At 65.3% G+C, this 25,229-nt stretch carries 25 protein-coding genes; 8 read left to right on the forward strand and 17 right to left on the reverse strand.

Going from position 1 to position 25,229, the window contains the following annotated elements:
• Window positions 1–30: 30 nt before the first annotated feature.
• Window positions 31–1,374, forward strand: coding sequence for an MFS transporter (locus WD006_RS03570; protein WP_011515616.1), 1,344 nt, complete (start codon window positions 31–33; stop codon window positions 1,372–1,374).
• On the forward strand, window positions 1,374–2,630 hold the full coding sequence (locus WD006_RS03575) for a multidrug effflux MFS transporter (protein ID WP_029308311.1): 1,257 nt from the start codon (window positions 1,374–1,376) through the stop codon (window positions 2,628–2,630). Before WD006_RS03570 ends, WD006_RS03575 begins: the two co-directional genes overlap by 1 nt.
• On the opposite strand, the gene rng is transcribed toward WD006_RS03575, so the two are convergent.
• The 8 genes from rng to WD006_RS03615 form a co-directional block, all read right to left on the reverse strand.
• Complete coding sequence (gene rng / locus WD006_RS03580; RefSeq protein WP_029308310.1) at window positions 2,617–4,074, reverse strand: ribonuclease G; 1,458 nt, start codon at window positions 4,072–4,074, stop codon at window positions 2,617–2,619. The two genes, WD006_RS03575 and rng, sit on opposite strands and share 14 nt — an antisense overlap.
• Window positions 4,075–4,207: 133 nt before the next feature.
• Window positions 4,208–4,810 (reverse strand): Maf family protein, encoded by a 603-nt coding sequence (locus WD006_RS03585; RefSeq protein ID WP_011515619.1) that lies wholly within the window; start codon window positions 4,808–4,810, stop codon window positions 4,208–4,210.
• Between the two features lie 116 nt (window positions 4,811–4,926).
• Window positions 4,927–5,406: a 23S rRNA (pseudouridine(1915)-N(3))-methyltransferase RlmH gene (rlmH, locus tag WD006_RS03590; RefSeq protein WP_029308309.1), complete on the reverse strand. Its 480-nt coding sequence runs from the start codon at window positions 5,404–5,406 to the stop codon at window positions 4,927–4,929.
• A 34-nt stretch (window positions 5,407–5,440) separates the two neighbouring features.
• Window positions 5,441–6,187, reverse strand: coding sequence for a ribosome silencing factor (rsfS, locus tag WD006_RS03595; RefSeq protein WP_029308308.1), 747 nt, complete (start codon window positions 6,185–6,187; stop codon window positions 5,441–5,443).
• 45 nt (window positions 6,188–6,232) lie between these two features.
• Complete coding sequence (locus WD006_RS03600) at window positions 6,233–6,940, reverse strand: nicotinate-nucleotide adenylyltransferase (RefSeq protein ID WP_011515622.1); 708 nt, start codon at window positions 6,938–6,940, stop codon at window positions 6,233–6,235.
• Window positions 6,941–6,944: 4 nt separating this feature from the next.
• The gene (gene hemF / locus WD006_RS03605; protein WP_011515623.1) at window positions 6,945–7,856 is read right to left on the reverse strand and encodes an oxygen-dependent coproporphyrinogen oxidase; all 912 of its coding nucleotides are present in this window, start codon (window positions 7,854–7,856) and stop codon (window positions 6,945–6,947) included.
• A gap of 134 nt (window positions 7,857–7,990) precedes the next feature.
• Window positions 7,991–9,259, reverse strand: coding sequence for a phosphoribosylamine--glycine ligase (purD, locus tag WD006_RS03610; RefSeq protein WP_011515624.1), 1,269 nt, complete (start codon window positions 9,257–9,259; stop codon window positions 7,991–7,993).
• An 84-nt stretch (window positions 9,260–9,343) separates the two neighbouring features.
• On the reverse strand, window positions 9,344–10,069 hold the full coding sequence (locus WD006_RS03615) for a YebC/PmpR family DNA-binding transcriptional regulator (protein ID WP_011515625.1): 726 nt from the start codon (window positions 10,067–10,069) through the stop codon (window positions 9,344–9,346).
• A 255-nt stretch (window positions 10,070–10,324) separates the two neighbouring features.
• Between WD006_RS03615 and WD006_RS03620 the strand changes: the two genes are divergently transcribed.
• Entirely contained in the window at window positions 10,325–11,860 is a 1,536-nt protein-coding gene (locus WD006_RS03620; RefSeq protein WP_029308307.1) for a helicase HerA-like C-terminal domain-containing protein, read from the forward strand.
• 108 nt (window positions 11,861–11,968) lie between these two features.
• Here WD006_RS03620 and WD006_RS03625 read toward each other — a convergent pair whose 3' ends face one another.
• The 3 genes from WD006_RS03625 to WD006_RS03635 all read right to left on the reverse strand — a co-directional run bounded on the left by WD006_RS03625 (window position 11,969) and on the right by WD006_RS03635 (window position 14,000).
• A complete protein-coding gene (locus WD006_RS03625) occupies window positions 11,969–12,121 on the reverse strand; it encodes a DUF3149 domain-containing protein (protein WP_008645176.1) in 153 nt (50 codons plus the stop codon).
• A gap of 147 nt (window positions 12,122–12,268) precedes the next feature.
• On the reverse strand, window positions 12,269–12,919 hold the full coding sequence (gene upp, locus WD006_RS03630; RefSeq protein WP_008645177.1) for a uracil phosphoribosyltransferase: 651 nt from the start codon (window positions 12,917–12,919) through the stop codon (window positions 12,269–12,271).
• Window positions 12,920–13,010: 91 nt separating this feature from the next.
• Window positions 13,011–14,000, reverse strand: a complete 990-nt coding sequence (locus tag WD006_RS03635; RefSeq protein WP_029308306.1) for a Bug family tripartite tricarboxylate transporter substrate binding protein — start codon at window positions 13,998–14,000, stop codon at window positions 13,011–13,013.
• Between the two features lie 243 nt (window positions 14,001–14,243).
• Here WD006_RS03635 and WD006_RS03640 point away from each other — a divergent pair, with 243 nt between their 5' ends.
• From WD006_RS03640 to WD006_RS03650, 3 genes are read left to right on the forward strand one after another with little or no spacing between them, the layout of a single operon-like run.
• Complete coding sequence (locus WD006_RS03640; RefSeq protein ID WP_029308305.1) at window positions 14,244–15,131, forward strand: DMT family transporter; 888 nt, start codon at window positions 14,244–14,246, stop codon at window positions 15,129–15,131.
• A 44-nt stretch (window positions 15,132–15,175) separates the two neighbouring features.
• Window positions 15,176–15,964 carry an SDR family oxidoreductase gene (locus tag WD006_RS03645; protein WP_029308304.1) on the forward strand — a complete coding sequence of 263 codons (789 nt, stop codon included), beginning with the start codon at window positions 15,176–15,178 and terminating at the stop codon, window positions 15,962–15,964.
• A gap of 1 nt (window position 15,965) precedes the next feature.
• Entirely contained in the window at window positions 15,966–16,388 is a 423-nt protein-coding gene (locus WD006_RS03650; protein ID WP_008645189.1) for a methylglyoxal synthase, read from the forward strand.
• Window positions 16,389–16,412: 24 nt separating this feature from the next.
• Here the strand turns inward: WD006_RS03650 and WD006_RS03655 are convergent, their stop codons facing one another.
• The 6 genes from WD006_RS03655 to WD006_RS03680 form a co-directional block, all read right to left on the reverse strand.
• Window positions 16,413–16,706, reverse strand: a complete 294-nt coding sequence (locus WD006_RS03655; protein ID WP_008645191.1) for a YkvA family protein — start codon at window positions 16,704–16,706, stop codon at window positions 16,413–16,415.
• Between the two features lie 132 nt (window positions 16,707–16,838).
• Window positions 16,839–17,981 carry a BMP family ABC transporter substrate-binding protein gene (locus WD006_RS03660; protein ID WP_029308303.1) on the reverse strand — a complete coding sequence of 381 codons (1,143 nt, stop codon included), beginning with the start codon at window positions 17,979–17,981 and terminating at the stop codon, window positions 16,839–16,841.
• An 80-nt stretch (window positions 17,982–18,061) separates the two neighbouring features.
• Entirely contained in the window at window positions 18,062–18,982 is a 921-nt protein-coding gene (locus tag WD006_RS03665; RefSeq protein ID WP_029308302.1) for an ABC transporter permease, read from the reverse strand.
• Between the two features lie 18 nt (window positions 18,983–19,000).
• Window positions 19,001–20,095, reverse strand: a complete 1,095-nt coding sequence (locus tag WD006_RS03670) for an ABC transporter permease (protein WP_008645196.1) — start codon at window positions 20,093–20,095, stop codon at window positions 19,001–19,003.
• Window positions 20,088–21,656, reverse strand: coding sequence for an ABC transporter ATP-binding protein (locus tag WD006_RS03675; RefSeq protein ID WP_029308301.1), 1,569 nt, complete (start codon window positions 21,654–21,656; stop codon window positions 20,088–20,090). Before WD006_RS03675 ends, WD006_RS03670 begins: the two co-directional genes overlap by 8 nt.
• A 322-nt stretch (window positions 21,657–21,978) precedes the next feature.
• On the reverse strand, window positions 21,979–22,902 hold the full coding sequence (locus WD006_RS03680; protein ID WP_008645198.1) for a pirin family protein: 924 nt from the start codon (window positions 22,900–22,902) through the stop codon (window positions 21,979–21,981).
• A gap of 644 nt (window positions 22,903–23,546) precedes the next feature.
• On the opposite strand from WD006_RS03680, the gene WD006_RS03685 reads away from it, so the two are divergent.
• Entirely contained in the window at window positions 23,547–24,263 is a 717-nt protein-coding gene (locus WD006_RS03685; protein WP_011515635.1) for an ABC transporter permease, read from the forward strand.
• 10 nt (window positions 24,264–24,273) lie between these two features.
• The gene (locus WD006_RS03690; RefSeq protein WP_029308300.1) at window positions 24,274–25,224 is read left to right on the forward strand and encodes a glycine betaine ABC transporter substrate-binding protein; all 951 of its coding nucleotides are present in this window, start codon (window positions 24,274–24,276) and stop codon (window positions 25,222–25,224) included.
• Window positions 25,225–25,229: the final 5 nt, after the last annotated feature.

Below are 25,229 nucleotides of genomic sequence, written 5' to 3' on the forward strand. Positions count from 1 at the left end.
GACAGCCGGCCTGCACAGGAGACACCGCTCATGCACCATCTTTCCGCCGACACGCAGCAGGCCAACAACAACGACTATCTGGTCAGCAAATCCCGCGCATGGTTTGCGTTTGCCATGACCTTCGCGCTGATGCTCTTCGACTACATCGATCGTCAGGTGATCGTGTCCTTGTTTCCGCACCTGAAGGCCGAGTGGAACCTTTCCGACAAGCAACTGGGCGCGCTGGTGTCGATCATCTCGGTGGTGGTCGCGCTGGGCGGCATCCCCGTTGCGCTGTTGGCCGACCGCGTCAGCCGCGTCAAGAGCGTGGTGGTCATGGGCGTGGTCTGGAGCCTGGCCACGATTTCCTGCATGTTTACCCGCAACTACTCGCAGTTGTTTATGGCGCGCGCGATGGTGGGTGTGGGTGAGTCCGGCTACGGCTCCGTCGGTGCGGCGCTGATCGCCAGCCTGTTCCCGGCAAGGTTGCGTTCGATGCTGCTCGGCGCGTTCTTTGCGGCCGGATCGATTGGCGCGGTGCTCGGCGTGGTGCTGGGTGGCGTGATTACCGCACGCTGGGGCTGGCAGGCCGCGTTCGGCGTGGTGGGTGTGCCCGGCCTGCTGCTGGCGCTGCTCTACATGTTCGTGCCGGACTACAAGACTGCGGCGCTGGACACGCGTCCGGCCCATGAGCAAGGGCAAGCAAAGGGCCTGCTCGCGCACATGGTGTCGGCGCTGACCAGCTCGCGCACGCTGTGGTGGACCTGCCTGGGTGCGGCGCTGCAGCTTGTCGTGGTATCGACGATCTGGGCCTGGCTGCCGAGCTACTTCAATCGCCTCCACGGCACGCCGGTGGATCAGGCTGCCATGCAGTCGGCGTTGATCGTGCTGTGCGGCGCGGTGGGTTGCTTCGTCTGGGGCATTGTTGCGGATGTCGCCGGCACCAAGCAGCCGCGCAACAAGCTTAAGACGGTGTCGTTCCTGTGCATGGTGACCGCGCCGATCCTGGTGGTTGCATTCAGCGCCGCGGAGTCCATGAACCAGCAGTTCCTGCTGATCGCGCTGGGTGGCTTCCTGATGACATGCACGGTTGGGCCGGCTTCGAGCGTGGTGCTCGACGTGGTGCATCCGGGGCTGCGCTCCACCGGCGCTGCGCTGCTGTCGCTGTTCCAGAACCTGTTCGGACTCGCCATCGGTCCGTTCGTAGGCGGCGCGCTCTCCGACGCATTCGGCCTGCAAGCGGCATTGACGGCAATGCCGGTCTTTGGCCTGCTCGCGGCGCTGTGCCTGCTGCGCGCATCGCGCACCTATGAGCGCGATCTGCAGGAGGTGGCGCAGATCCAGTCCGCCATCGCCGAACAACCCGCCGGGGCCGCGGCTTCGATGACAGCGTGATGAGTGAAGTGGATGTGCCTGGGGCAGTCGTAGCAGCGGGCGCGGAAGCGGGCCCCAGGCGCCCCAGCGTCGGCAGCATGGCGGCACTGACCGCTGGCTTGTCGATGCTGGGGCAGTTTGCCATTGCGACGTACCTGCCAGCGTTCGCGGCAATTGCGAACGCGCTTCATGCGAGCACTGCCGAGGTCCAGCAATCGCTGACGGCCTACCTGTTGCCGTTTGCATTGCTGCTGCCCTGGCACGGTGCGATTTCGGACGCGATTGGCCGCCGCCGCATGATTCTTGCGGGCTGCGTGTTCTTTGTAGCCGGATCGTTGGTCTGCGCCGGAGCGACCGGCATCGACATGTTCTACGTCGGGCGGGCACTGCAAGGCGTGGGGGCAGGGATCGGCGTCATCGTCGGGCGCGCGATGGTGCGCGATACGTTCGACGGCATGCAGGCCCAGAAAGTCATGGCCCTGATCGCGATGATCTTCGCGCTGGCGCCGGCCCTGGCGCCGATCTGCGGCGGCTGGCTGCTGGTCTGGATGGGCTGGCGCAGCATCTTCGTGTTCCTTGCGCTGATCTCGGGGAGCCTGCTGGTTTCCTGCTGGATCTGGGTGCCGGAGACATTGCCGCCAGCGTGTCGGCATCCGATGCACCCAAAGGTGCTCGCGCGGGGCTACTTCGCCATGCTGTCGAGCCGAAGATTCATGTCGCTCGCGCTGGCCAATGCCGGTGTCAACCTGGCGATCTACATCTACGTCTTCGCGGCGCCACGCTTCGTCTATCAGCATCTGGGGCTCGGCGCGCAGTCGTTTGGCTGGCTGTTCATTCCGATCGTGGCGGGCATCATCGCGGGTGCGCTGGTGGCGCATCGCATTGCCGGCCGCACGAGTCCGGAGTCCAGCGTGAATCGGGGCCATGTCGTGATGATGGCGGCCGGCGTCTTCAATCTCGCGGTGGCCGCGCTGCACCTGCCGCCGATGCCTTGGGCGCTGGTCGCATTGCCGGTCTTCGCGGCGGGAATGATGATGACGCAGCCCAGCCTGCAACTGCTGGCGCTGGATTGCTTTCCGGAGCGGAGGGGTCTGGCCTCCAGCGGCTACGTCACGGCGCAGCAGATCGGCAATTTGCTGTCTTCCGCGTTGCTGGTGCCGCTGCTGCTGGACTCCACGATGAAGATGGCGCTCGGCATGGCCGGCTTGCAGATCGCAGGGCTCGTGGCGTTCCACGTGGCCCTGCGTGGCCGGCGGGTGGGGGTTACATCAGAATGATGTCGTACTGCTCCTGGTGGAACGTCGATTCCACCTGGAGAGAGATCGGCTTGCCGATGAAGTCCCCGAGCATCGCCAGATGCTGGCTTTCTTCCTCGAGGAACAGGTCGATGACTTCCTGCGAGGCCAGGATCCGGAACTCGCGCGGATTGAACTGGCGCGACTCGCGCATGATTTCGCGGAAGATGTCGTAGCAGACCGTTCGCGGCGTCTTGACCTGGCCCTTGCCGGTGCAGACCGGGCACTGCTCGCACAGCACATGCGCGAGCGATTCGCGCGTGCGCTTGCGCGTCATCTCCACCAGACCGAGTTGCGAGAAGCCGTTGACCGTGATGCGCGTGCGGTCGCGTGACAGCGCGCGCTTCAGTTCGGAGAGCACCGCGTCGCGATGCTCCACGTTCTCCATGTCAATGAAGTCGATGATGATGATGCCGCCCAGGTTGCGCAGCCGGAGCTGGCGCGCGATGGTGTGCGCGGCTTCGAGATTCGTCTTGAAGATCGTATCGTCGAAGTTGCGCGCACCGACATAGCCGCCCGTGTTGACGTCGATCGTTGTCATCGCTTCGGTCTGATCGATCATCAGGTAGCCGCCGGACTTCAGGTCCACCCGGCGCGACAGCGCCTTTTCGATTTCCGCGTCGATGTTGAACAGGTCGAAGATTGGGCGCTCGCCGGTGTAGTGCGACAGACGCGGCAGCACGGCGGGCGTGTATTCCTGCGCGAACTCCACCAGTTTCTGGTAGTTCTCGCGCGAATCGATCTGGATCACGCCAGTGGCATCGTTGATGAAGTCGCGCAGCACGCGCTGGGCCAGGTTCAGGTCCTGATAGAGCAGGCTCGGCGCGGGCAGCGTGGTGGCGTTGGAGCGGATCGTCGCCCAGATCTTGCGCAGGTAGGCGATGTCGTTGCCCAGTTCCTCGTCGCTGGCTTCCTCGGCGATCGTGCGCACGATGAAGCCGCCGCGCTCGTCGGTGGGCACCAGGCCCTGCACGCGGGCACGGAGCGCCTCGCGGTCGATTTCACCCTCGATACGCTGCGAGATGCCGATATGCGGATCCTGCGGCAGATAGACGAGTGTGCGGCCTGCGATGCTGACCTGTGTGGACAACCGCGCGCCCTTGGTGCCGATCGGGTCCTTGATGACCTGAACCATCAGTGCCTGGCCCTCGAACAGCGTTTTCTCGATGGCGAGGTGGCCGTTCTTGTCGCCGTCACGCGGATGCCAGATGTCGGCCACGTGCAGGAACGCGGCGCGCTCCAGGCCGACGTCGATGAATGCCGATTGCATGCCCGGCAGCACGCGCACGACCTTGCCCAGATAGATGTTGCCGACCAGCCCGCGCGTTAGCGTGCGTTCGACATGGAGTTCCTGAACGGCCGCCTGCTGCACGATGGCGACGCGTGTTTCCTGCGGCGTGATGTTGACGAGGATGTCTTCGGTCATAGCGATGGATACGCTTAATCTCGCGTCGCCGATCCGTTGGCGCTTGTTGTTGTGGCCCGGCTCGTGGCCGGGCATTTGACCCCAGTGGCCTTGTCGGAGAGGTTGGGTCGGAAGGCCGGGCTGGAAGCGCCGGTCAGAAGTGCAAACCGGCCTCGCGCAGCAGTGCCGCCGTCTCGAACAAGGGCAGGCCCATGATACCCGAATAGCTACCGTCGATCCGCTCGACAAACTCCGCCGCGCGGCCCTGGATGCCGTATGCGCCTGCCTTGCCGAGCGGCTCGCCGCTGGCCACGTAGCGCTCGATCTCGGGGGCGAGTATCGGGCGGAAAGTGACGTGGGAGATCGACAGCGCATGGCGCTGACCGGCGGACGTCGCGACCGTCACGGCAGTCAATACGCGATGGGTGGTGCCGGAAAGCGACGCCAGCATGGCAGCGGCGTCGCGCGCGTCGGCGGGCTTGCCGAGAATGTCGCCGCCACGGCAGACCGTGGTGTCGGAAGTCAGGATCGGCGCGTCGGGTAACCCGCGACGCGCGCGGCGTTGAAGTGCCGCGTCGGCCTTCAGCGCGCAGACTCGCTGGACGTAGTCATCGGGGGACTCGCCGGGCCGGACGGCCTCGAGCGCTTCGGCATCCTCGCCGGCATCGGCCAGCAGCAGTTCATAGGTCACGCCGAGCTGCGTCAGCAACTCGCGGCGGCGCGGGCTCTGGGAAGCCAGATAGAGGATGGAGGTCATGGGAAATCGAGGCGAGAGAAACGGTTGCCCCGATTGTACTGGCTTGCCTTTTCGCTATCACGGAGAGCGGGCCAACCGCCGCCGGTGTTCAGGCCCGATGATCCAGGCCCAATGACTCAGGCGCGATGATACGGATGATTCTGCGTGACCGACCAGGCACGATAAAGCTGCTCGGCCAGCAGCACGCGCACCATGCCGTGTGGCAGCGTCAGGCTCGATATACGCAACAGTGTGTGCGCGCGTGCCTTGAGCGCCGGATCGAGGCCGTCCGCACCGCCGATCAGGAAGGCGACGTCGCCGCCTTCGCGCTGCCAGCCGGTCAGTTGCTCGGCCAGTTGCACGGTGGTCCAGTCCTTGCCGCGTTCGTCGAGCGCCACGATCCGGCACTGCTTCGACAGCGAGCCGAGCACGGCCTCGATGCGCGCGGCTTCGCGTTGCATCACCGTGGCGGCATTATTGCTCGATGAACGGGTTTCCGGCTTGACCTCGCGAAGCTCGATGCGCAACTCGGGCGGCATCCGCTTGGTGTACTCGTTGAAACCGGTTTCGATCCACGCGGGCATCTTGTTGCCGACAGCCACGATGGCAAGTTGCATGAGAGATGCCCGGTGGTCGGTACGTCTGGAAGGGTCAGGCCGAACGCGTTGCGCGCTTGCGCGGTGCGGCGGTCTTGGCAGCAGCCGTCTTGGTCGCAGTGGTCTTGCGAGCCGTCGTCTTCGTGGCGGTGCCTGTTGCCGACTTGCGGGCCGGCGTCTTGGCGGCCGTGCCGGTCGTCGTCTTGCGAGCCGTTGTGGTCTTGCGTGCCGGTGCCTTGGCTGCGGTGCCCGTGCTGCTGGTCTTGCGCGCCGGCTTGCGGATCGTGGCGATCGCGTCCGGATCGGTGTCCTCGTGACCCATCGGCGGCGACGGCTCCTTCATGCCTTCCGGCAAACGGGCCAGCGCCGGGCGCAGGTTCGATGCGCGACGCACGCGCGGGGCCGGCTCGGCATCCTCGTCGTCCATCGGCTCGCTGGCCTTGGCCAGGCCCTTGCCAGCAGCCAGCTTCACGCGCACCGGCTTGTCGCCCCAGATCTCTTCCAGGTTGTAGTACAGGCGCAGTTGCGGCTGCAGGATGTGCACCACGGCATCGCCGCAGTCCACCAGCACCCACTCGCCGGTCTCCAGGCCCTCGACCGCCACGATGTGGCCGCCGGCATCCTTGACCGTATCCCGTACCGACGCCGCCAGCGCCTTGGTCTGACGGTTCGAATTACCGCTGGCGATCACCACCCGGTCGAACAGTTCGGTCAGGTGAGTGGTGTCGAACACCTTGATGTCCTGCGCCTTCACATCCTCGAGCCCGTCGACGATCGCGCGCTGCAGTTTACGAATATCCATGGTGTCTTTCTTGTTCAGCTTCATTCGGTAGGGGGGCGCGTCGGCTCAGGCCTGCTGGTACAGGCCGTGACGCGCGATGTAGTGTGCCACGCCGGCGGGCAACTGGTCATCCGCCGGATCATTCGCGATCGGGCCATCGGCCAGGCGCTGGCGCAGGCCGGTGGAGGACAGGTCGACGGCAAGCGTCTGGTCGATCCACATATGGCCGGAGGGCGTGCATTGTATCAGGTGCGTGTCCGCGAGCCGTTGCTGCATCGCGTCGAGCACCGGGCCGTCCAGTGCCGCGAGGTCGAAACCCGGGCGGGTGGCGATGCATAGGTGCACCTGCTCGAACAGGGCCTCCCAGCCGTGCCAGGTGTGCAGGCGCAGCAATTGGTCGGCGCCCATCAGCCAGGACATCGACGTGTCGGCGCCGTATTCGGCACGCAGCTGCCGCACCGTGTCGATCGTGTAGCTCGGGCCCTCGCGCTCCACCTCCATGCGGCTCACACGGACCTTGGCGCGGCCCGGATCCAGCGTGCCGGCGGCCAGTTCCGTCATGGCCAGGCGGTCGGCGGCGGGGGTGACGTGGTCGCCCTTCTGCCACGAGTGGCCGGTGGGAATCCAGACCAGTTCGTCCAGATCCAGGTGATCGATGCACAACTGGGCCAGCGCAACGTGGCCGCGGTGCGGAGGGTCGAAGGTGCCGCCGAGGATACCCAGGCGGTAGGGACGCTGCTGTCGGTTGGCGGTGGCCGGCTTCTTATCGGTCATCGATTCAGGCCCAGTCCCGCGCCGGCAGGAAATCGGTATAGAGCGCGGCTTCCGGGGTGCCCGGCTCGGGCTGCCAGTCGTAGCGCCACGATACCTGCGGTGGCATCGACATCAGGATCGACTCCGTGCGACCGCCCGACTGCAGGCCGAACAGCGTGCCACGGTCGAACACCAGATTGAATTCGACGTAGCGGCCGCGGCGATAGGCCTGGAAATCGCGCTCGCGCTCGCCATAGGCGGCGTCCTTGCGTGCGGTGAGGATCGGCAGGTAGGCGGCGAGGAACGCATCGCCGACCGAGCGCAGCATCTCGAAGCTGCGGTCGAAGCCGAGCGCCGAGAAATCATCGAAGAAGATGCCGCCGATGCCGCGTGCCTCGCCACGATGGCGGAGGAAAAAATACTCGTCGCACCACTGCTTGAAGCGCGGATACAGGTCGTCGCCGAACGGGGCCAGCGAATCCTTGCAGGTGCGGTGGAAGTGCGCGCAGTCGTCGGCGTTGCCGTAGTACGGCGTCAGATCCATGCCACCCCCGAACCACCAGACCGGTTCCGCGTCGGGCTTCACGGCGATGAAGCAGCGCACGTTCATGTGCACGGTGGGCACGTACGGGTTGCGCGGATGGAATACCAGCGAGACGCCCATCGCCTCGAAGCTGCGGCCGGCCAGTTCAGGCCGGTTGGCGCTGGCCGACGGCGGCAGCGTGTCACCGCGCACGTGCGAGAACCCCACGCCAGCCCGCTCCATCACGGCGCCGCCCTCCAGGATGCGCGTGCGGCCACTGCCGCGCAGGCGCTCGGTGGGGGGCTTCTCCCAGTTATCGGTCAGGAACGCCTGGCCGTCGACAGCGGCGATGGCGTCGGTGATGCGGTCTTGCAGGCCGAGCAGATAGTCACGGACTGCCTGGGAATCGATCATGATGGGTGGGTCTGAATAGGCCGGTAGCAGGACAGCCGGGCGGCGGGCGCTCCGGCTGTCATTGCGGTGTCATGATTGTACCGGCTGGCTTCGCCCCACGTGTCGTGGGGCGAATGGTCGGATACCTGGGGTCATCAACGCTTGATGGCGCGGTATCCGATGTCGGTGCGGAATTGCATCCCGTCGAAGCGGATCTGTTCCACTGCGGCGTAGGCGTTCTTCTGTGCTGCCTTGACCGTATCGGCCAGGCCCACCACGCAGAGCACGCGGCCGCCGGAGGTCAGCAGCGTGCCATCCTTGAGCGTGGTGCCGGCGTGGAACGTCACGGCGTCGGCGGTTTCCGCGGGGATGCCGGTGATCGCATCGCCCTTGCGCGGGTTTTCCGGGTAGTCGTAGGCGGCCATGACCACGCCCAGCGCGGTGCGGCGATCCCAGTCCAGCTCGATCTGATCCAGCTTGCCGTCCACGGCCGCTTCCATCACATCCACCAGGTCGGTCTTCAGGCGCGCCATGATCGGCTGCGTTTCCGGATCGCCCATGCGGCAGTTGAATTCCAGCGTCTTCGGGTTGCCGTTGGCGTCGATCATCAGGCCGGCATACAGGAAGCCCGTGAACGGGATGCCGTCCTTTTCCATGCCACGCACGGTCGGCAGGATAATTTCGCGCAGCGCGCGCGCATGGAGCGCGGGCGTGACCACGGGGGCAGGCGAGTACGCGCCCATGCCGCCGGTGTTGGGGCCCGCGTCGCCATCCAGCAGACGCTTGTGGTCCTGACTAGTGGCCAGCGCCAGCACGTTCTTGCCGTCGACCATCACGATGAAGCTGGCTTCCTCGCCTTCGAGGAATTCCTCGATCACGACCCGGGCGCCGGCATCGCCGAGCTTGTTGTCGGCCAGCATCATGTCGACCGCAGCGTGCGCTTCTTCCAGCGTCATCGCCACCACCACGCCCTTGCCCGCGGCCAGGCCGTCGGCCTTGATCACGATTGGCGCGCCTTGGGCGTCGATATAGGCGTGGGCGCCGGCAGCGTCGGAGAACGTCTGGTAATAGGCCGTGGGAATGCCATGGCGGTGCATGAAGGCCTTGGCGAAGTCCTTCGACGATTCCAGCTGGGCGGCGGCCTTGGTCGGGCCGAAGATACGCAGGCCGCGGGCGCGGAACACGTCGACGATCCCGCCAGCCAGTGGCGCCTCGGGGCCAACCACGGTGAACGCCACACCTTCACGCTCGACGAAGGCGGCCAGCACCTCCGGGTCGGTCAGCGGCACGTTCTGCAGACGCTTGTCCAGCGCCGTCCCGCCGTTGCCCGGTGCCACGTACACGACTTGCACCTTGGGGGACTGGGCCAACTTCCACGCCAGCGCGTGTTCACGTCCACCCGAGCCGACAACCAAAACTTTCATGATCCACTGCCAGAAAAGAAACGCATGCGAAAAGCGGCAGCTGGCTGGTGCCGGGCTGCCGCCATGGGGCGCGGCGCGAGAGGCTTATTCCTCGACCACCGCGTTGGTGAAGACTTCCTGTACGTCGTCCAGGTTTTCCAGCGCGTCCAGCAGCTTCTGCATCTTGACGGCGTCGTCGCCGACGAAGCTCACTTCGTTCTGCGGCTTCATTACCACGTCGGCCACTTCGGCCTTGAAGCCGGCGGCTTCCAGCGCGGCCTTGACCGCGCCGAAGTCATTGGGCGGGCAAGTCACTTCGATCGATTCGTCGTCGTTGGTGACCACGTCGTCCGCGCCGGCTTCCAGCGCGGCGTCCATCAGCTTGTCTTCCGGGGTGCCCGGGGCAAACAGGAACTGGCCGCAGTGCGTGAACATGAAGGCCACCGAACCTTCGGTGCCCATGTTGCCGCCGTGCTTCGAGAACGCGTGGCGGACTTCGGCCACGGTACGGGTGCGGTTATCGGTCAGGCAGTCGACGATGATGGCGGCACCGGCCAGGCCGTAGCCTTCGTAACGGATTTCTTCGTAGTTTGCGCCTTCCAGGCCACCCACGCCGCGCTGGATCGCGCGCTGGATGTTGTCCTTGGGCATGTTCGCGTCCATGGCCTTTTCCATGGCCAGGCGCAGACGCGGGTTGGAGTCGAATTCGCCGCCGCCGAGCTTGGCGGCAACGGTGATTTCCTTGATCAGGCGCGTCCAGACCTTGCCGCGCTTGGCGTCAGCGGCGGCTTTCTTGTGTTTGATGTTGGCCCATTTGGAATGACCGGCCATGTTTCTCTCCGTGGCGCAAAAACGAATCGTGCGGCGTGCGGCCGCTGTTGGCGCGGCGCGGGCGTGGATCAGGCTTCCTTGACAGTTGCTGACAATCCGGCGGCCGCGCCATGTGATTGATGTGCCAATCTGCTGGCTATAATCAGCGCAGGATTTTATCACGCGCCCCCGCCGCTCCGAAGCGCCATGCATCGTGCTTCCGCCGATGGCTGCGGGTGCATTTCCACCTCGTTCATTCCCGCTTCCCGAGATCACATGGCCGATCCCATCCTCATCGCCAAGAATGCCGACCAAGAACTCGTGCTGTTGCCCGAAATGGGCAACCGCCACGGCCTGATCACCGGGGCGACCGGCACGGGCAAGACCGTCACGCTGCAGACGCTGGCCCAGGGCTTCTCGCGGCTGGGCGTGCCGGTGTTCATGGCCGACGTAAAAGGTGATTTGACCGGCATTTCCCAGGCCGGCCAGCCCACGGACAAGCTCAAGGCCCGCCTGGCCGAGCATGGCCTGCCCGAGCCGGTCTGGGGCGCATGCCCGACCACGCTCTGGGACGTCTTCGGCGAAAAAGGCCACCCGGTGCGCGCGACGGTTTCCCATATGGGGCCGCTGCTGCTGTCGCGGATGCTCGAACTCAACGATACCCAGGAAGGCGTGCTGAACCTGGTATTCCGCATCGCGGACGCTAACGGCCTGCTGCTGCTCGATTCCAAGGATCTGCGGGCGATGCTCCAGTACGTGGGCGACAACGCGGGCCAGTTCACGACCGAGTACGGCAATATTTCGGCGGCGTCGATCGGCGCGATCCAACGTGGTCTGGTGGCGCTCGAATCGCAGGGAGCGGACAAGTTTTTCGGCGAGCCGATGCTCAATCTCGAGGACTTCATCCAGACCGAGAAGGGGCAGGGCGTGGTCAACATCCTGGCCGCCGACAAGTTGATGAACGCGCCGCGGCTCTACGCGACCTTCCTGCTGTGGATGCTGTCCGAGCTGTTCGAGAAGCTGCCCGAGGCCGGCGATCTGGAAAAGCCCAAGCTGGTGTTCTTCTTCGACGAGGCGCATCTGCTGTTCAACGATGCGCCCAAGGCGCTGCTCGACAAGATCGAGCAGGTCGTGCGGCTGGTGCGCTCGAAGGGCGTGGGTGTGTATTTCGTGACGCAGAATCCGGTCGATATCCCGGACACTGTGCTCGGTCAGCTTGGCAACCGCGTGCAGCACGCGCTGCGCGCATTCACGCCGCGTGACCAGAAGGCGGTCAAGGTGGCGGCCACGACGATGCGCGCGAACCCGAAGCTCAATCTGGAGCAGGTTATCGGCGAACTCGGCGTGGGGGAGGCGCTGGTGTCGTGCCTCGACGCCAAGGGCACGCCCTGCGTCACCGAGCGTGCCTGGGTGCTTGCGCCCGGCAGCCGTATCGGCCCGATCACGGACGACGAGCGTCGGGCGTTGATCGCGGGGTCACTGGTGGCGGGTACCTATGAGAAAACGATTGACAGGGAATCGGCGTACGAGAAGTTGCGCGGCAACGCGGCGGCGTCGGGAACGGGAACGCCGGGGCCGGCCAGTGGCGGCGCGGCAGGCGGGACAAGTGGTAGCGCGGAGCAGGGCGGCTGGCTCGATCAGGCTGGCGAGATCTTCGGCACGCTGACGAAAGGCACCGGCAAGAGCGGGCGCGGCGATTCGATCCTTGAGTCGATGGCCAAGTCGGCGGCGCGGACGGTGGGTTCCCAGGTGGGACGGGAACTGATTCGCGGCGTGCTGGGCAGTCTGCTCGGCGGCGGCAAGCGCAAGTAGCTTGCGAAGCTGGACCAACGCCGATGCATCAAAATAGAACGCCCGCGCGATGCGGGCGTTTTTCATGGGGATCGTCAGGGGCCAGCGCCGGCGCCGCTGGCCAGGGGCTCAGTTGCCGCCGCGCCGCGCAGCCTCTGCGTCCTCGCGCATCTTGCGCGCGAACATGCGCGCAAAGAACGCGCCCATCCCGATGATGAAGGCAATGACGGCCAGACTGCCGAGCCCGGTGGGCGTTGTGAACAGGATCTTGATGGCTTCCATGTGGGACTCCCTTCGCTTTTATATTGATTCACCGTGTATCGCGGACAGTGTAGTCAGTACAAGGCACGGGGAAAGGTCATCCCACAAAAACCTTGAGGCGCATCAAGCGCCTCAATTTCATTCAGACGAATCCAGTTCAGTTCGAGCTTAGTTCTTGGTGCCGAAGAGACGGTCGCCGGCGTCGCCGAGGCCCGGCACGATATAGGCATGGTCGTCCAGATGGTTGTCCAGCGAGGCGACGTAGAGCTTCACGCCGGGGTGGGCCTTCTGGAACACCTCGACGCCCTCGGGCGCAGCCACCAGCGCCACGAAGGTGATGGATTCGTCCTTGACACCACGGCGCTTGAGCACATCCACCGCATGGGCAGCCGAATAACCGGTGGCGACCATCGGGTCACACAGGATGAACGAGCGATCTTCCACGTCCGGCAGGCGCACCAGATACTCCACCGGGCGGTGCTGATCGTCGCGATATACGCCGATATGGCCGATACGCGCCGACGGAATCAGTTCCACCAGGCCGTCGCTCATGCCGACGCCGGCGCGCAGCACGGGCACGATCGTCAGCTTCTTGCCGGCGATGACCGGGGCGTCCAGCGGCACCAGCGGCGTGTCGATGCGGCGCGTGGTCAGCGGCAGGTTGCGCGTGATCTCGTAGCCCATCAGCAGCGTGATCTCGCGCAGCAACTCGCGGAACGTGCGTGTCGACGTTTCCTTGTCGCGCATGTGCGAGAGCTTGTGCTGGATCAGCGGGTGATCGAGGATGAAGAGATTGGGAAAGCGCGGATCTTGTTTCATGGCGGCAGGCTCGGAAATCGGGAAGGCCCCCCCTGGAGCGGGAGGGCCCTGTGCAGCGCGATTGTAATGGATGCGCGGGCCTGCCCGGTGGTCAGTCCACCGTGATCCCGGCCGACTTTGCGACCTTTCCGAAACGTTCGTATTCAGTCTGAGTCAGTGTCTGCAATTCGGCTGCACTCGAACCCTTCGGATTGAAGCCGGCCTGGGCCAGCTTGTCGCGCACGTCCGGACGCGCCAGCGCCTCGACGAACGCCGTATTGAGCGCCTGCACCACCGGCGCTGGCAGGTTGGCCGGGCCGTAGACGCCGAACCATGGTTCTACCGCGTAGCCCGGCAGTCCGGCTTCGGCCAGCGTCGGCACATTCGGCAGCGACGGCGAGCGTGTCTTGCCAGCCACCGCCAGCGCGCGCAGCTTGCCAGCCTGGATGTGCGGCAACGAGGCCGGCAGGTTGTCGAACATCACCTGGATGTGGCCGCCGAGCATGTCGTTGATGGCCGGGCTGCTTCCCTTGTACGGCACGTGAGTCAGATTCGTCTGCGTCACCTGCGAGAACATCGCGCCGGCCAGGTGCATCGAGGTACCCGTGCCAGCCGTGGCATAGGTCAGCCCCGGATGAGCCTTCGCATAGGCAATCAGTTCCGGAACGGTTTTCACCGGCAGGCTCTCGCTCACCTCCAGCACGATGGTCGAGGTGCCGAGCAGGCTGATCGCCGTGAAGTCGCGCCGCGGATCGAACGGCACGTGCTTGTAGATATGCGGGTTGAGGGCGTTGGTCGAGATCGCGCCGAAGCCGATCGTGTAGCCGTCGGCTGGTGCCTTGGTCACGGCATCCATGCCGATGTTGCCACCGGCGCCCGGCCGGTTCTCGATGACGACCGGCTGACCGAGCTTTTCGGCCACGCGCTGGCCCACGGTGCGGGCCACGAGGTCGGTGGTGCCGCCTGCGGCATAGGGCACGATGAAGCGAATCGGCTTGCTCGGGAAGCTGTCGGCGGCAAAGGCGGCTGACGGCACGGCGAACGCGAGCAGGGTGGCGGAAAGGATGGCACGGCGGCGCGCCGTGAAGCGGTAGGACGGCATGACTCGGGTATCTCCAGTTTCTTGTTGTTCCTGCGCGGCGCGCGGCTCTGGCGCGCCGCGCAGGCGCCGGCCATTGTATGGGAAAGCAGGCATTGGCGCGGCCCCGGCGAGCATTGCGTCTTTTGGCATACAATCGCCGGGTTCCCGCCGCGCGCCGCACGAATCGAACGTGCCGGCCCGGCGTATGCCCGAACTGCGTCCCCCGTGCCTGCCTCCCAGAAGTCTTTGTCTCCGCCCGTCGAAGTGCCTGCCGCACAGCGCGTCGGGCTTGCCGTCGCGGCCATCGGCGCCGTGCTTTTCTCGGCCAAGGCCATCGTCGCCAAGCTGATGTACCGCTACAACGTCGACGCCGTGATGGTGATCACGTTGCGCATGATGTTCGCGGTGCCGTTGTTCATGGCAATCGGCTGGTGGCAGGCGCGCAAGCTGCCCGCGTTGTCCTGGGCCGATCGTGGCCGCGTGGTGTTCCTGGGCTTCATCGGCTACTACCTGTCGAGCTTCCTCGATTTCATCGGGCTGCAATACATCACCGCGAGCCTCGAGCGGCTGATTCTGTTCCTGACTCCCTCCTTCGTGCTGCTGACGACCGCGCTGGTCTTCCGCCGGCCTATCGCGGCCCGCCAGTGGATATCGCTGCTGCTGGCCTATGTGGGCATCGTGCTGGTGTTCGCGCACGACCTCGACGTGAGCGGCCCGCAGGTCTGGCTGGGCGGCGCGCTGGTGCTTGGCAGCGCCATGTCGTATGGTGTGTATCTGATCCTGAGCGGTGAACTGGTGCAGCGCGTGGGATCGCTGCGGCTCGTGGCCTATGCGATGTGCGTGTCCACGTTCTGCTGCGTGGTGCAATATCTGGCGTTGGGCCGGCCGATCGCGGAACTCGCGCAGCCGGCGCCGGTAATGTGGCTGTCCGTGGTGAACGCGGTGTTCTGTACCGTGTTGCCGGTGTCGCTGACGATGATCGCGGTGGCGCGGATTGGTGCGCCGATGGCGTCGCAGGCTGGCATGATCGGTCCGGTCTCGACGTTGCTGCTGGCGTTCTGGCTGCTGGGTGAGCCCATCAGCGGTGTGCAGATGATCGGTAGCGCCCTGGTGCTCGGCGGCATGTATCTGCTTTCGACGAAGAAAGCCTGAATTCGAAAATTCGAGAAGAATCAACCAAGGAAGGAGAGCAAGAAATGGATCTCGGACTGCGCGGTAAGCATGCGCTGGTGTGTGGCGCCAGCAAGGGGCTCGGGTTTGCGTGTGCCGATGCGCTCGCGGCGGAAGGCGTGGATGTGGTGATCGTGGCGCGTGGCGCCGAGGCGCTGGAGAAGGCTGCAGCCGATCTGCGCGCCCGTCACGGCCGCCGCGTGCTGGCGGTGGCTACCGACATCACCACGGCGGAAGGCCGCAAGCTTGCCCTCGACGCAGCCACGAAGCTGGGCGATCTCGACATCCTGGTCAACAATGCCGGCGGCCCGCCTCCGGGCAACTTCCGCGACTGGGGCCGCGACGAATGGCTCAAGGCGCTCGACGCCAACATGCTGACCCCGATCGAGCTGATCAAGGCCACGGTCGATGGCATGATCGCGCGCCGCTGGGGTCGCATCATCAACATCACGAGTGGCGCGGTGAAGGCGCCGATCGACGTGCTGGGCCTGTCCAACGGCGCCCGCTCGGGGCTGACCGGTTTCGTCGCCGGCCTGGCGCGCGAAGTGGCGCAGCATGGCGTGACCGTCAACAACCTGCTGCCCGGACCGTTCAACACCGATCGTCTCTACAAGACGATGGAAGGCGGCGCGCAGAAGGCCGGCATCAGCGTCGATGAAATGGCGCAGCGCCGCGCGGCGTCCAACCCGACGCGCCGCTTTGGCGACCCGGCTGAGTTCGGCGCTACCTGCGCGTTCCTGTGCAGCCGCCAGGCCGCATACATGACCGGCCAGAATGTGCTGCTCGACGGCGGTGCGTATCCGGGGACGTTCTGACATGCGCAGCAAGCCACGCATCGCGCTGATCGCGCACGATCACAAGAAGGATGACATCGTCGCGTTCGCGGGTCGCCATCGGGACTTCCTGGCTCAATGCGACCTGTTGGCCACCGGCACCACCGGCGGCCGGATCGCTGCCGAAACGGGGCTGCCTGTCGCGCGGATGCTGTCCGGCCCGTGGGGCGGTGACCTGCAGATCGGCGCGCAACTCGCGGAAGGCCGCGTCACCGCGGTGGTCTTCCTGCGCGATCCGATGACGCCGCAGCCGCACGAACCGGATATCAACGCGCTGGTGCGCGCGTGTGACGTGCACAACGTGCCATGCGCGACGAACCTTGCCACGGCGGAACTGGTGGTCGTGGAACTTGCGCGGATCTGTTTTGAGGAAGATCAGGCAGCCGCCGACGACGCGGCACCCTGAGGAAGTACGGTAGAAGTACGGCAGTCAGCGCGACCGCACGGTGGTCGCGCTGGCGCGCATTTCAGCCTGGCGCAGGATATGCGGCGGCAGGCGTTTCAGAATCAGATGGATGGCGAGTGGAATCAGCACGACGTCGTCCACGATGCCGAGTCCGGCGATGAAGTCGGGAATCAGGTCGATCGGCGAGATCGCGTAGAGCAGCAGCCCGGCTGCGGCGGGTTTCAGCCACGGCGGCGAGTCCGGGTGGCGCAGGGCAAACCAGAATAGCCGGCCGTCACGTCGTACCAGCGTCCACAGGGCTGAGAATCGTTTCCACATGGTGGGCCTCCTCGATCACATGTCACGCATGTGCGTGAACCGGTAGGTTGGGCTGCCCGGAGCCGATTCAAGTTCCTTCGGTTTTCTCCCCACTCCCGCAAGACGGGAGTGGGGAGCCAGTCACCGGGTCAGTCAGCCCGGAACGTTCCCTTCCACACCGTCCACGTAGAACTTGATGTTGTGGAGGAAGTTGTCGTCGGCCACCTGATCCTTGGTCAGCTGTTCCTTGCCGGCGTTGTCCTTGAGCGGACCCTTCCAGATCGGCGCGGTGCCGTCGATCACACCCTTCTTGCGCTCTTCCACCAGTGCCTTGACGTCATCCGGCACCACGGCGTTGAAGCCCTTCAGGTCGATCATGCCTTCCTTCAGGCCCCACCACGTGGTGTTGGGCTTCCACTGGTTGTTGAGCACGTCCTCGACCACCTTGTTGTCGTAGACGCCCCACGAGATCACGGACGCGGCCAGGTGAGCCTTCTCGCCGAACTTGCTCATGTCGCTGTCCCAGCCGAATGCGTACACACCCTTTTCCTGGGCGGTCTGCACCACGGCGGCCGAGTCGGTGTTCTGCATCAGCATGTCCACGCCCTGGCCGATCAGCGTCGTGGCGGCTTCACGTTCCTTGCCCGGATCGAACCACTTGTTGACCCAGACCACCTTGACCGTGGCCTTCGGGTTCACGCTGCGCGCGCCCAGCGTGAACGAGTCGATGTTGCGGATCACTTCAGGGATCGGCACCGACGCCACCACGCCCATCTTGCCGGTCTTGCTCATCTTGCCGGCCACCACGCCAGCCAGGTACGCGCCCTCATAGGTGCGCACGTCGTACTGCGCCAGGTTCTCGGCGGTCTTGAAGCCGGTGGCGTGCTCGAACTTGACGTCCGGGAACTCCTTGGCCACCTTCAGCATGGATTCCATGTAGCCGAACGTGGTGCCGAAGATCAGCTTGTTGCCCTGGCTGGCCAGGTCCCGGAACACACGCTCGGCGTCAGCGGCGGACTCGGGCACGTTCTCGACGAAGGTGGTCTTTACCTTGTCGCCGAACTTGGCTTCGACGGCCTTGCGGCCCGCGTCGTGGGCATAGGTCCAGCCGGCGTCGCCGACCGGTCCGATGTAGACGAACGCCACCTTCAGCGGCTCGGCAGCCGCAGCGGCCGGCGCAGATGCCGGGGCGGCGGTTTCGGCCGGCTTCTCGGCTTCCTTCTTGCCGCAGCCGGCCAGCGCCAGTACTGCGGTGGCGGCCAGGGCCGCGAGGGTGGTCCTGCGTGTGACGATCATCGATCTCTCCTAGTAGAACGTCTTGTGATGCGTTTGTGATTCGAGTTGTGGTTCGACTTCGTTTGACTGCTGAAAACGGGTCACGCGTTGCCGGGGCGGAACGGCTTGCCGAGCGAGGCCGGCATGTTCAGGCGGATCCAGGCCGGATTACGCGAAATCAATGCCAGCACGACGATCGTCGCCGCGTACGGCAGCATCGACAGGAACTGCGACGGCACCGATACGCCGATACCCTGCAGGTAGAACTGCAGGATCGTCACGCCGCCGAACAGCCATGCGCCGATCAGCACGCGGCCAGGACGCCAGGTTGCGAACGTGGTCAGTGCAAGTGCGATCCAGCCACGGCCGGCCACGAGGTTTTCCACCCACATCGGCGTGTAGACCAGCGACAGGTACGCGCCGGCAAGGCCGCAGCACGCACCGCCGAACAGCAGCGCGCAGAAGCGGATCCAGCGCACCGAATAGCCGAGCGCGTGGGCCGATTCGGGCGATTCGCCGATCGCGCGCAGTGTCAGGCCGGCGCGCGTGCGGAACAGGAACCACATGATGGCGAAACACAGGGCCAGGCTGAAATAGACCATCCAGTGATGCTGGAAGAACGCCGGGCCGACGAATGGCAGATCGGCCAGATATGGGACCGACTTGGCCTGCGCGGGCATGGCGTAACCGACAAAGCGCTGGGCGATGAATGCCGACAGGCCCGTGCCGAAGATCGACAACGCCAGGCCGGTGGCCACCTGATTGGTGGCTAGTACCAGCGCGAGCCACGAGAACAGCGTGGCCATCAGCATGCCGGCCACGGCGCCCGCGACAAAGCCGAGCATCGGCGATTGGGTCTGGTAGCCGACCATGAAGCCGAATGCGGCGGCCACCAGCATCATGCCTTCGGCACCAAGGTTGAGCACGCCGGCGCGTTCGTTGATGAGCAGACCGAGCGCGGCCAGCAGCAGCGGAGTGCCGGCGTTGATCGCTGTGGCGATCAGGGGAGCGAGTTGTTCCATGTTCTTGTGGGCTCCGGATCAGGCGGCGCGGGCGCGCCAGCGCAGGCGGTTATCGATCAGCGTGTCGCAGGCCAGCAGGAAAAACAGCAACATGCCCTGGAACACCCAGCCGATTGCCGACGGCAAGCCCAGTCGGGACTGCGCCATCTCACCACCGATATAGAACAGCGACATCACGATGCCGCCAAACACGGCGCCCACCGGATGCAGCCGACCCACGAACGCGACGATGATCGCGGTAAAGCCGTAGCCCGGCGAGATCGACGGCAGCAATTGACCGATCGGGCCGGTGACCTCGAATGCGCCAGCGAGCCCGGCTGTGCCGCCTGAGACCATCAGCGCGCTCCACAGCGCATTGCGCGACGAGAACCCCGCGTAGCGCGCGGCCAGCGGCGCGGTGCCGCCCACCTGCAGGCGGTATCCGGCAAAGCTGCGGAACACGAACACGGTCATGATGACCACAAGCACCAGCATCACCGCGAAGCCCACGTGCAGGCGCGAGCCGGGCAGCAGGTTCGGCAGCAGGAATGCCGAGGAGAACACCTTCGACTGCGGGAAGTTCATGCCATTCGGGTCCTTGAGCGGCCCGTTGACAACCCACAGCAGCAATTGCTGCGCGATATACGTCAGCATCAGCGAGACCAGGATCTCGTTGGCATTGAAGCGATCCTTCAGCAGCGCGGTGACGGATGCCCATACCATGCCGCCGACGACACCCGCCAGCGAAGCCAGCACCAGCACGACGAAGCCGCTGGTGGTGTTGCCCGGCGTGTCGAACCAGAGCACGGTGGCCCCGGCGAAGATGCCGCCGAGAATGAGCTGGCCGTCCGCGCCGATATTCCACACATTGGCGCGATAGCAGACGGAGAGGCCAAGCGCGCACAGCACGAGCGGCACGGTCTTGAGCAGGACTTCGCCGATCGCCCGCTTGTCCTTGAGCGGATCGACCAGAAAGACTTTGAGCGCGGCCATCGGATCCTTGCCGATCAACAGAAACAGCATGGCGCCGAACAACAGCGTCAGCACGATCGCGAACAGCGGCGACGCATAGGCCATGCGGCGCGAGGGGACACCGCGCGGCGCGAGCACGACGGGGGAGAGGAGCTTAGCCATGGGCGGTCACCTCCGCGGCAACGCCGTCATGCTCGCTGGCTGGCCCACCTTCCCATAGCCCGCTCATCCATAGGCCCACTTGCTCGCGCGTGGCCGATTCCACCGGAATCGACGGCGACAGGTGGCCCTTGGCGACGACGTGTAGCCGGTCGCAGATCGCGAACAGTTCGTCGAGTTCTTCGGAGACGACGAGGATTGCGCAGCCGGTGGCCTTGAGCGCCAGGATCTCGTTGTGGATCTGGGCGGCGGCGCCGACGTCGACGCCCCAGGTTGGCTGGGCAACGATCAGCACCTTCGGGCCGGTCTCGATCTCGCGGCCGACAATGAACTTCTGCAGGTTCCCGCCCGAAAGGCTGCGCGCCAGCGCGGCGGGGCCGCTTGCCTTGACGCGGAAGCGGTTGATGATGCCGGCCGCCAGGCCATCGGCGGCCTTCGGCGACACCATGCCATGGCGGACGAACGGCGGCGTCTGGTGAGAGAGCAGCGTGTTCGCCGACAGGCTCATGCCCGGCACCGCGCCACGGCCCAGGCGCTCCTCGGGAACGAAGGCCAGGCCGGCGCGGCGACGGCCACGCGCGTCAAGCTTGCCGACCGCCTTGCCGTCGAGATGCACAGCTGTACCTGCCGTGCGTGCGTCTTCGCCGGACAGCGCGGCCAGCAGCTCCTGCTGGCCATTGCCGGAAACGCCGGCGATGCCGACGATCTCGCCCGCATGGACATCCAGCGAGATACGTTGCAGCTCCGTGGCGAACTGGTGCGTGGGCGGCAGCGACAGATCGCGCACGGCAAGCCGGACCGGGCCGCGTTCGGCAGTCACGCGGGCTTCGCGCGGCGGCTCGCCGCCAATCATCATGCGCGACAGCGACGCGGCGCTTTGCTCGCGCGGATCGCACACACCCGTGACCTTGCCCATTCGCATCACCGTCGCGTGATGGCACAGCGCGCGGATCTCGTCGAGCTTGTGGCTGATATAGAGAATGCTTGTGCCCTCGGCGGCCAACTGGCGCAGCGTGACGAAGAGCGTTTCCACGGCCTGCGGAGTCAGGACCGAAGTGGGCTCGTCGAGAATCAGCAACTGGGGATTGGCCAGCAGCGCGCGCACGATCTCTACGCGCTGGCGTTCGCCCACGGAGAGCGTGTGCACGTGCCGGTGCGGCTCCAGCGGCAGGCCGTAGCGTTCGGCCGTGGCGCGAATTCGCTCGGCGAGCTGCTTCATGCTGCCGATGTCCTTGGGGGGCAGCCCAAGCGCGATGTTCTCGGTCACGGTCAGCGTGTCGAACAGCGAGAAATGCTGGAAGACCATCGCGATGCCCAGGTTGCGGGCGTCATGCGGGCTGTTGATCGATACCGGCGCCCCATTGAAGTGCACCTCGCCGGCGTCGGGGCGAACCGCGCCGAAGATGATCTTCATGAGGGTGGATTTGCCGGCGCCGTTTTCGCCAAGGACGGCATGGATTTCGCCGGGTGCGACGCTAAGGCTGACGTCGTCATTGGCGGTCACGCCGGGATAGCGCTTGGTGATATGCGCAAGCGCCAGCCTGGAGGGAGTTTGTAATGTCACTGAGGCGGCTCGAATTGTTGTGGCAGCAACGTTGAGATCAGGCACGTGACAGCGGCTGTGCGTGGCGCAGCATCGCTGCGCGGCAGGTCGTCATCATCATGGTTGCGTGATGCCCGGAATTTGCGGTGAATTATATAAGTGCGTGGGGGTTCGGCGGGTCACTTTGACCCCTTTCCCATGCCCCACAACGGTTCCAGGAAGGTTGCAAGTCGCGTGCCGACCACAGTGGCAAAGAAAAACCGCCGCTGGGCCGGGGAAACCCCGACCCAGCGGCGGCTGGGTGCACGTCGGGCGCGTCGGGCGACGCGCTCAGACGGTCAGGTCAACTGGCCTGATTCGCCGGAATCGTGGCGAAACGGCCATCGCGGAAGTCTGCCAGGGTCTGGTAGATCTGATCCTGCGTATTCATCACGAACGGGCCGTACTGCGCGATCGGCTCGTTCAGCGGCTGACCTGCGATCAGCAGGAAGCGCGCGTCCTCATTGGCCTTGATCACGACCCCGTCGGCACGGGTGGCGTTGTCGAGCACCCCCATGCGCTGGGCCTCGACCACAGCGCCATCGGCGTCGCCCACGGTGACCGCGCCACGATAGACGTAGAGGAACGCGTTATGGCCAGCCGTCAGCGTCTGCGCGAACGTCTGGCCCGCGGGCAGGTGCACGTCAAGGTACAGCGGCTGAGTAACCGGTCGCGTCACCGCGCCTGCCACCCCATGCGAGGCGCCCGCCAGGACGCGCACGGTGCCGCCCGATGGCAGCGCCACGGTCGGGATGGCCGACGCCGGCATGTCGCGATACCACGGCGTCGTCATCTTGTCCGCGGCCGGCAGGTTCAGCCAGAGCTGGAAGCCTTCCATGCGGCCGTCCTCCTGCTCGGGCAGTTCCGAGTGCACCACGCCGGCGCCCGCCACCATCCATTGCGCGCCGCCGTTTTCCAGCAGGCCTTCATGGCCGGCGCTGTCGCGGTGACGCATACGGCCGGCCAGCATGTAGGTGATGGTCTCGAAGCCGCGGTGCGGGTGATCGGGGAAGCCGCCGATGTAGTCGTCCTTGTTGTCGGTGCCAAAGGCATCGAGCATCAGGAACGGATCGAGCCTGCGCTGCAGGTTCTGCGTCAGCACGCGGGTCAGCTTGACGCCGGCGCCGTCGGATGTGGCGATGCCGCGAACCACGCGGTCCACGCTGCGCGAGCGCTGCACGGTTTCCGTGGCGGTTGCCGGAACGGTCTGGATGCGGGTGGTGTCCATGAATTTCTCTCCATTGAGACGGCGCTCTGGCCGTCGGATCTACCCACTCAATGTAAGGCTTTGGCGCCAAAGCGGTAGTGGGGCAGGAGGCAACAGATTGTTCTGTGCATGGGACGAAAATGGGTGTGTCCTGCGCATTTTTGCAACGCCGCAGCGGCCGAAAAATGCCGGTGAAATCGGGTCGTTGAGGCGTCAGAATTCGCGAAGATGACGAAATCGCAGAAGATGTGTATAATAGCGCTCTCTTTGTCATCCGTTGACGTGAATTTCGATGGGCTCGGACCTTTCCTGAACCCCGCGAAGCGTTATCCGCCAACGGCCGATTGACCTGGCGGCGCTCCACCGAAGCGCGTTTGACACGACATCAGTCGCCGCCACTGGCCAGCCCTCCGGGTTGCGCCGCAATCTGCGGGTTCTGGCTTCTTGCTCGAACCCCATCAACAGGGTGATTCGCCACTGCCATCGGTGGTGTGACACCCGAAAGTCCGTCCGCCGGCAATCGTGCCGGTCATGGCGGCAAGGCAATCTGAAACGGGCCCCGGCGGGCACCCCCAATCAACTCCGCCGGCCCCTTTGTTTTCCGCATTTCGGAAGTGGCGGCGAAATCTCTTTCGCTTTTCGTTCCGGAAGAGGAGAGAGGGAATATGTCAAAGCAAACCATCCGGGCATTTGCCTGGAGTGGCGTCGTTGCCGTCGCACTGGCGGGACTCGTCGCCTGGATTGGCGTCGATGTGATCAGCCAGTACCAGGAACGCCTGTTCTACGATGTGGCGGATCACCTGCGCCTCGTGGCCATTTCGATGGCGCTCGCGCTGGCCACCGGCATCCCCGCCGGAATCGGACTGAGCCGCCCCTGCATGCACCGCTGGGCCGACCGGCTGATGCAGATCTTCAACGTCGGCAACACCGTGCCTTCGCTGGCGGTGCTGGCGCTGGCGCTGGCGGTGCTCGGCATTGGCGAACGGCCCGCCATCCTGGCGCTGTGGCTGGCATCGCTGCTGCCGATCGTGCGCAATACCTACGAGGGCCTGCGCAATGTGTCGCCTGCCTTGCTCGAAGCCGCGCGCGGCATCGGCATGACGCCGTGCCAGCAACTGATCCGCGTGGAACTGCCCAATGCGCTGCCCGTGATCCTGGCCGGCGTGCGTATCAGCCTGGTGATCAATGTTGGCACCGTGCCGCTGTCATTCCTGATCGGTGCCAACAGCCTTGGCGAACTGATCTTCCCGGGCATCTACCTGAACAACCAGTCGCTCCTGCTGCTGGGTGCCGGCGCCACCGCGCTGCTGGCCCTCACGCTGGACGCGCTGTTCGCCACCGCTGGCCATGTCTACCTGCGCCGCCGCGGGCTGGCACGCTGAGGAATCATCCATGAGATCCAACAAGAACCGACACCGTGCGCCGTTCTCCGAGAGCCGGCTCTACTGGCTGGTCGTCGCGCTGGGCGCGGCGTTCGCCGCGATCCTGCTGACCACCGCCCCGGCACGCGCGCAAAGCGCCAGCGATCCGGTGCGCATCGGTGGCAAGAACTTCACCGAACAGCTGATCCTGTCGTCGATGACATCGCAGTACCTGCGTGCCCACGGTGTCGACACCACGTTGACCGCAGGGCTGGGCAGCACGCTGATGCGCCAGGCCATGGAGTCCGGTCAGCTCGATGTCGTGTGGGACTACACGGGCACGGCGTTGATCGTCTTCAACAAGGTCGAGGAAAAGCTGGACGGCCCGCAGAGCTACGCGCGTGTGAAGGCGCTCGACGCGGCCAAGGGGCTGGTCTGGCTCGATCCGTCGGCCATCAACAATACGTACGCGCTGGCGATGCCGAAGGAGCGCGCCGGCACCGCCACCACGCTATCCGCGTATGCCGAGAAAATGCGTGCCGATGGCGAGGACAAGCGGCACCCGCTGGCGGTGGATATGGAATTCGCCGCGCGCCCTGACGGACTCGAGCCACTGAAGGCCGCCTACGGCTTGCCATTCACGCGCAAGGACGTCATCCAGCTCGATCCGGGCCTGGTCTATACGGCGCTGAAGAATAACCAGGTGGACCTGGGTCTGGTCTATACGACCGATGGCCGAGTGAAGGGCTTCGATCTGGTCCTGCTCGAAGACGATCTGCATTTCTTCCCGCCGTACAACGCGGTGCCCGTGGTGCGCAAGGCCGCGCTCGACGCGCATCCCGAACTTGCCGACCTGCTCAACGCGCTCGCCGCCAAGCTCGACAACGCGGCGATGACCGATATGAACTATCAGGTCGACATCGACCAGCAGCCGGTGGACAAGGTGGCGGGAGACTTCCTGCGCAGCCATGGCCTGATCTGAGGAGC

Origin of the sequence: Cupriavidus sp. Met-2, assembly GCF_049843575.1 — a bacterium.
Taxonomy (GTDB): domain Bacteria; phylum Pseudomonadota; class Gammaproteobacteria; order Burkholderiales; family Burkholderiaceae; genus Cupriavidus; species Cupriavidus metallidurans.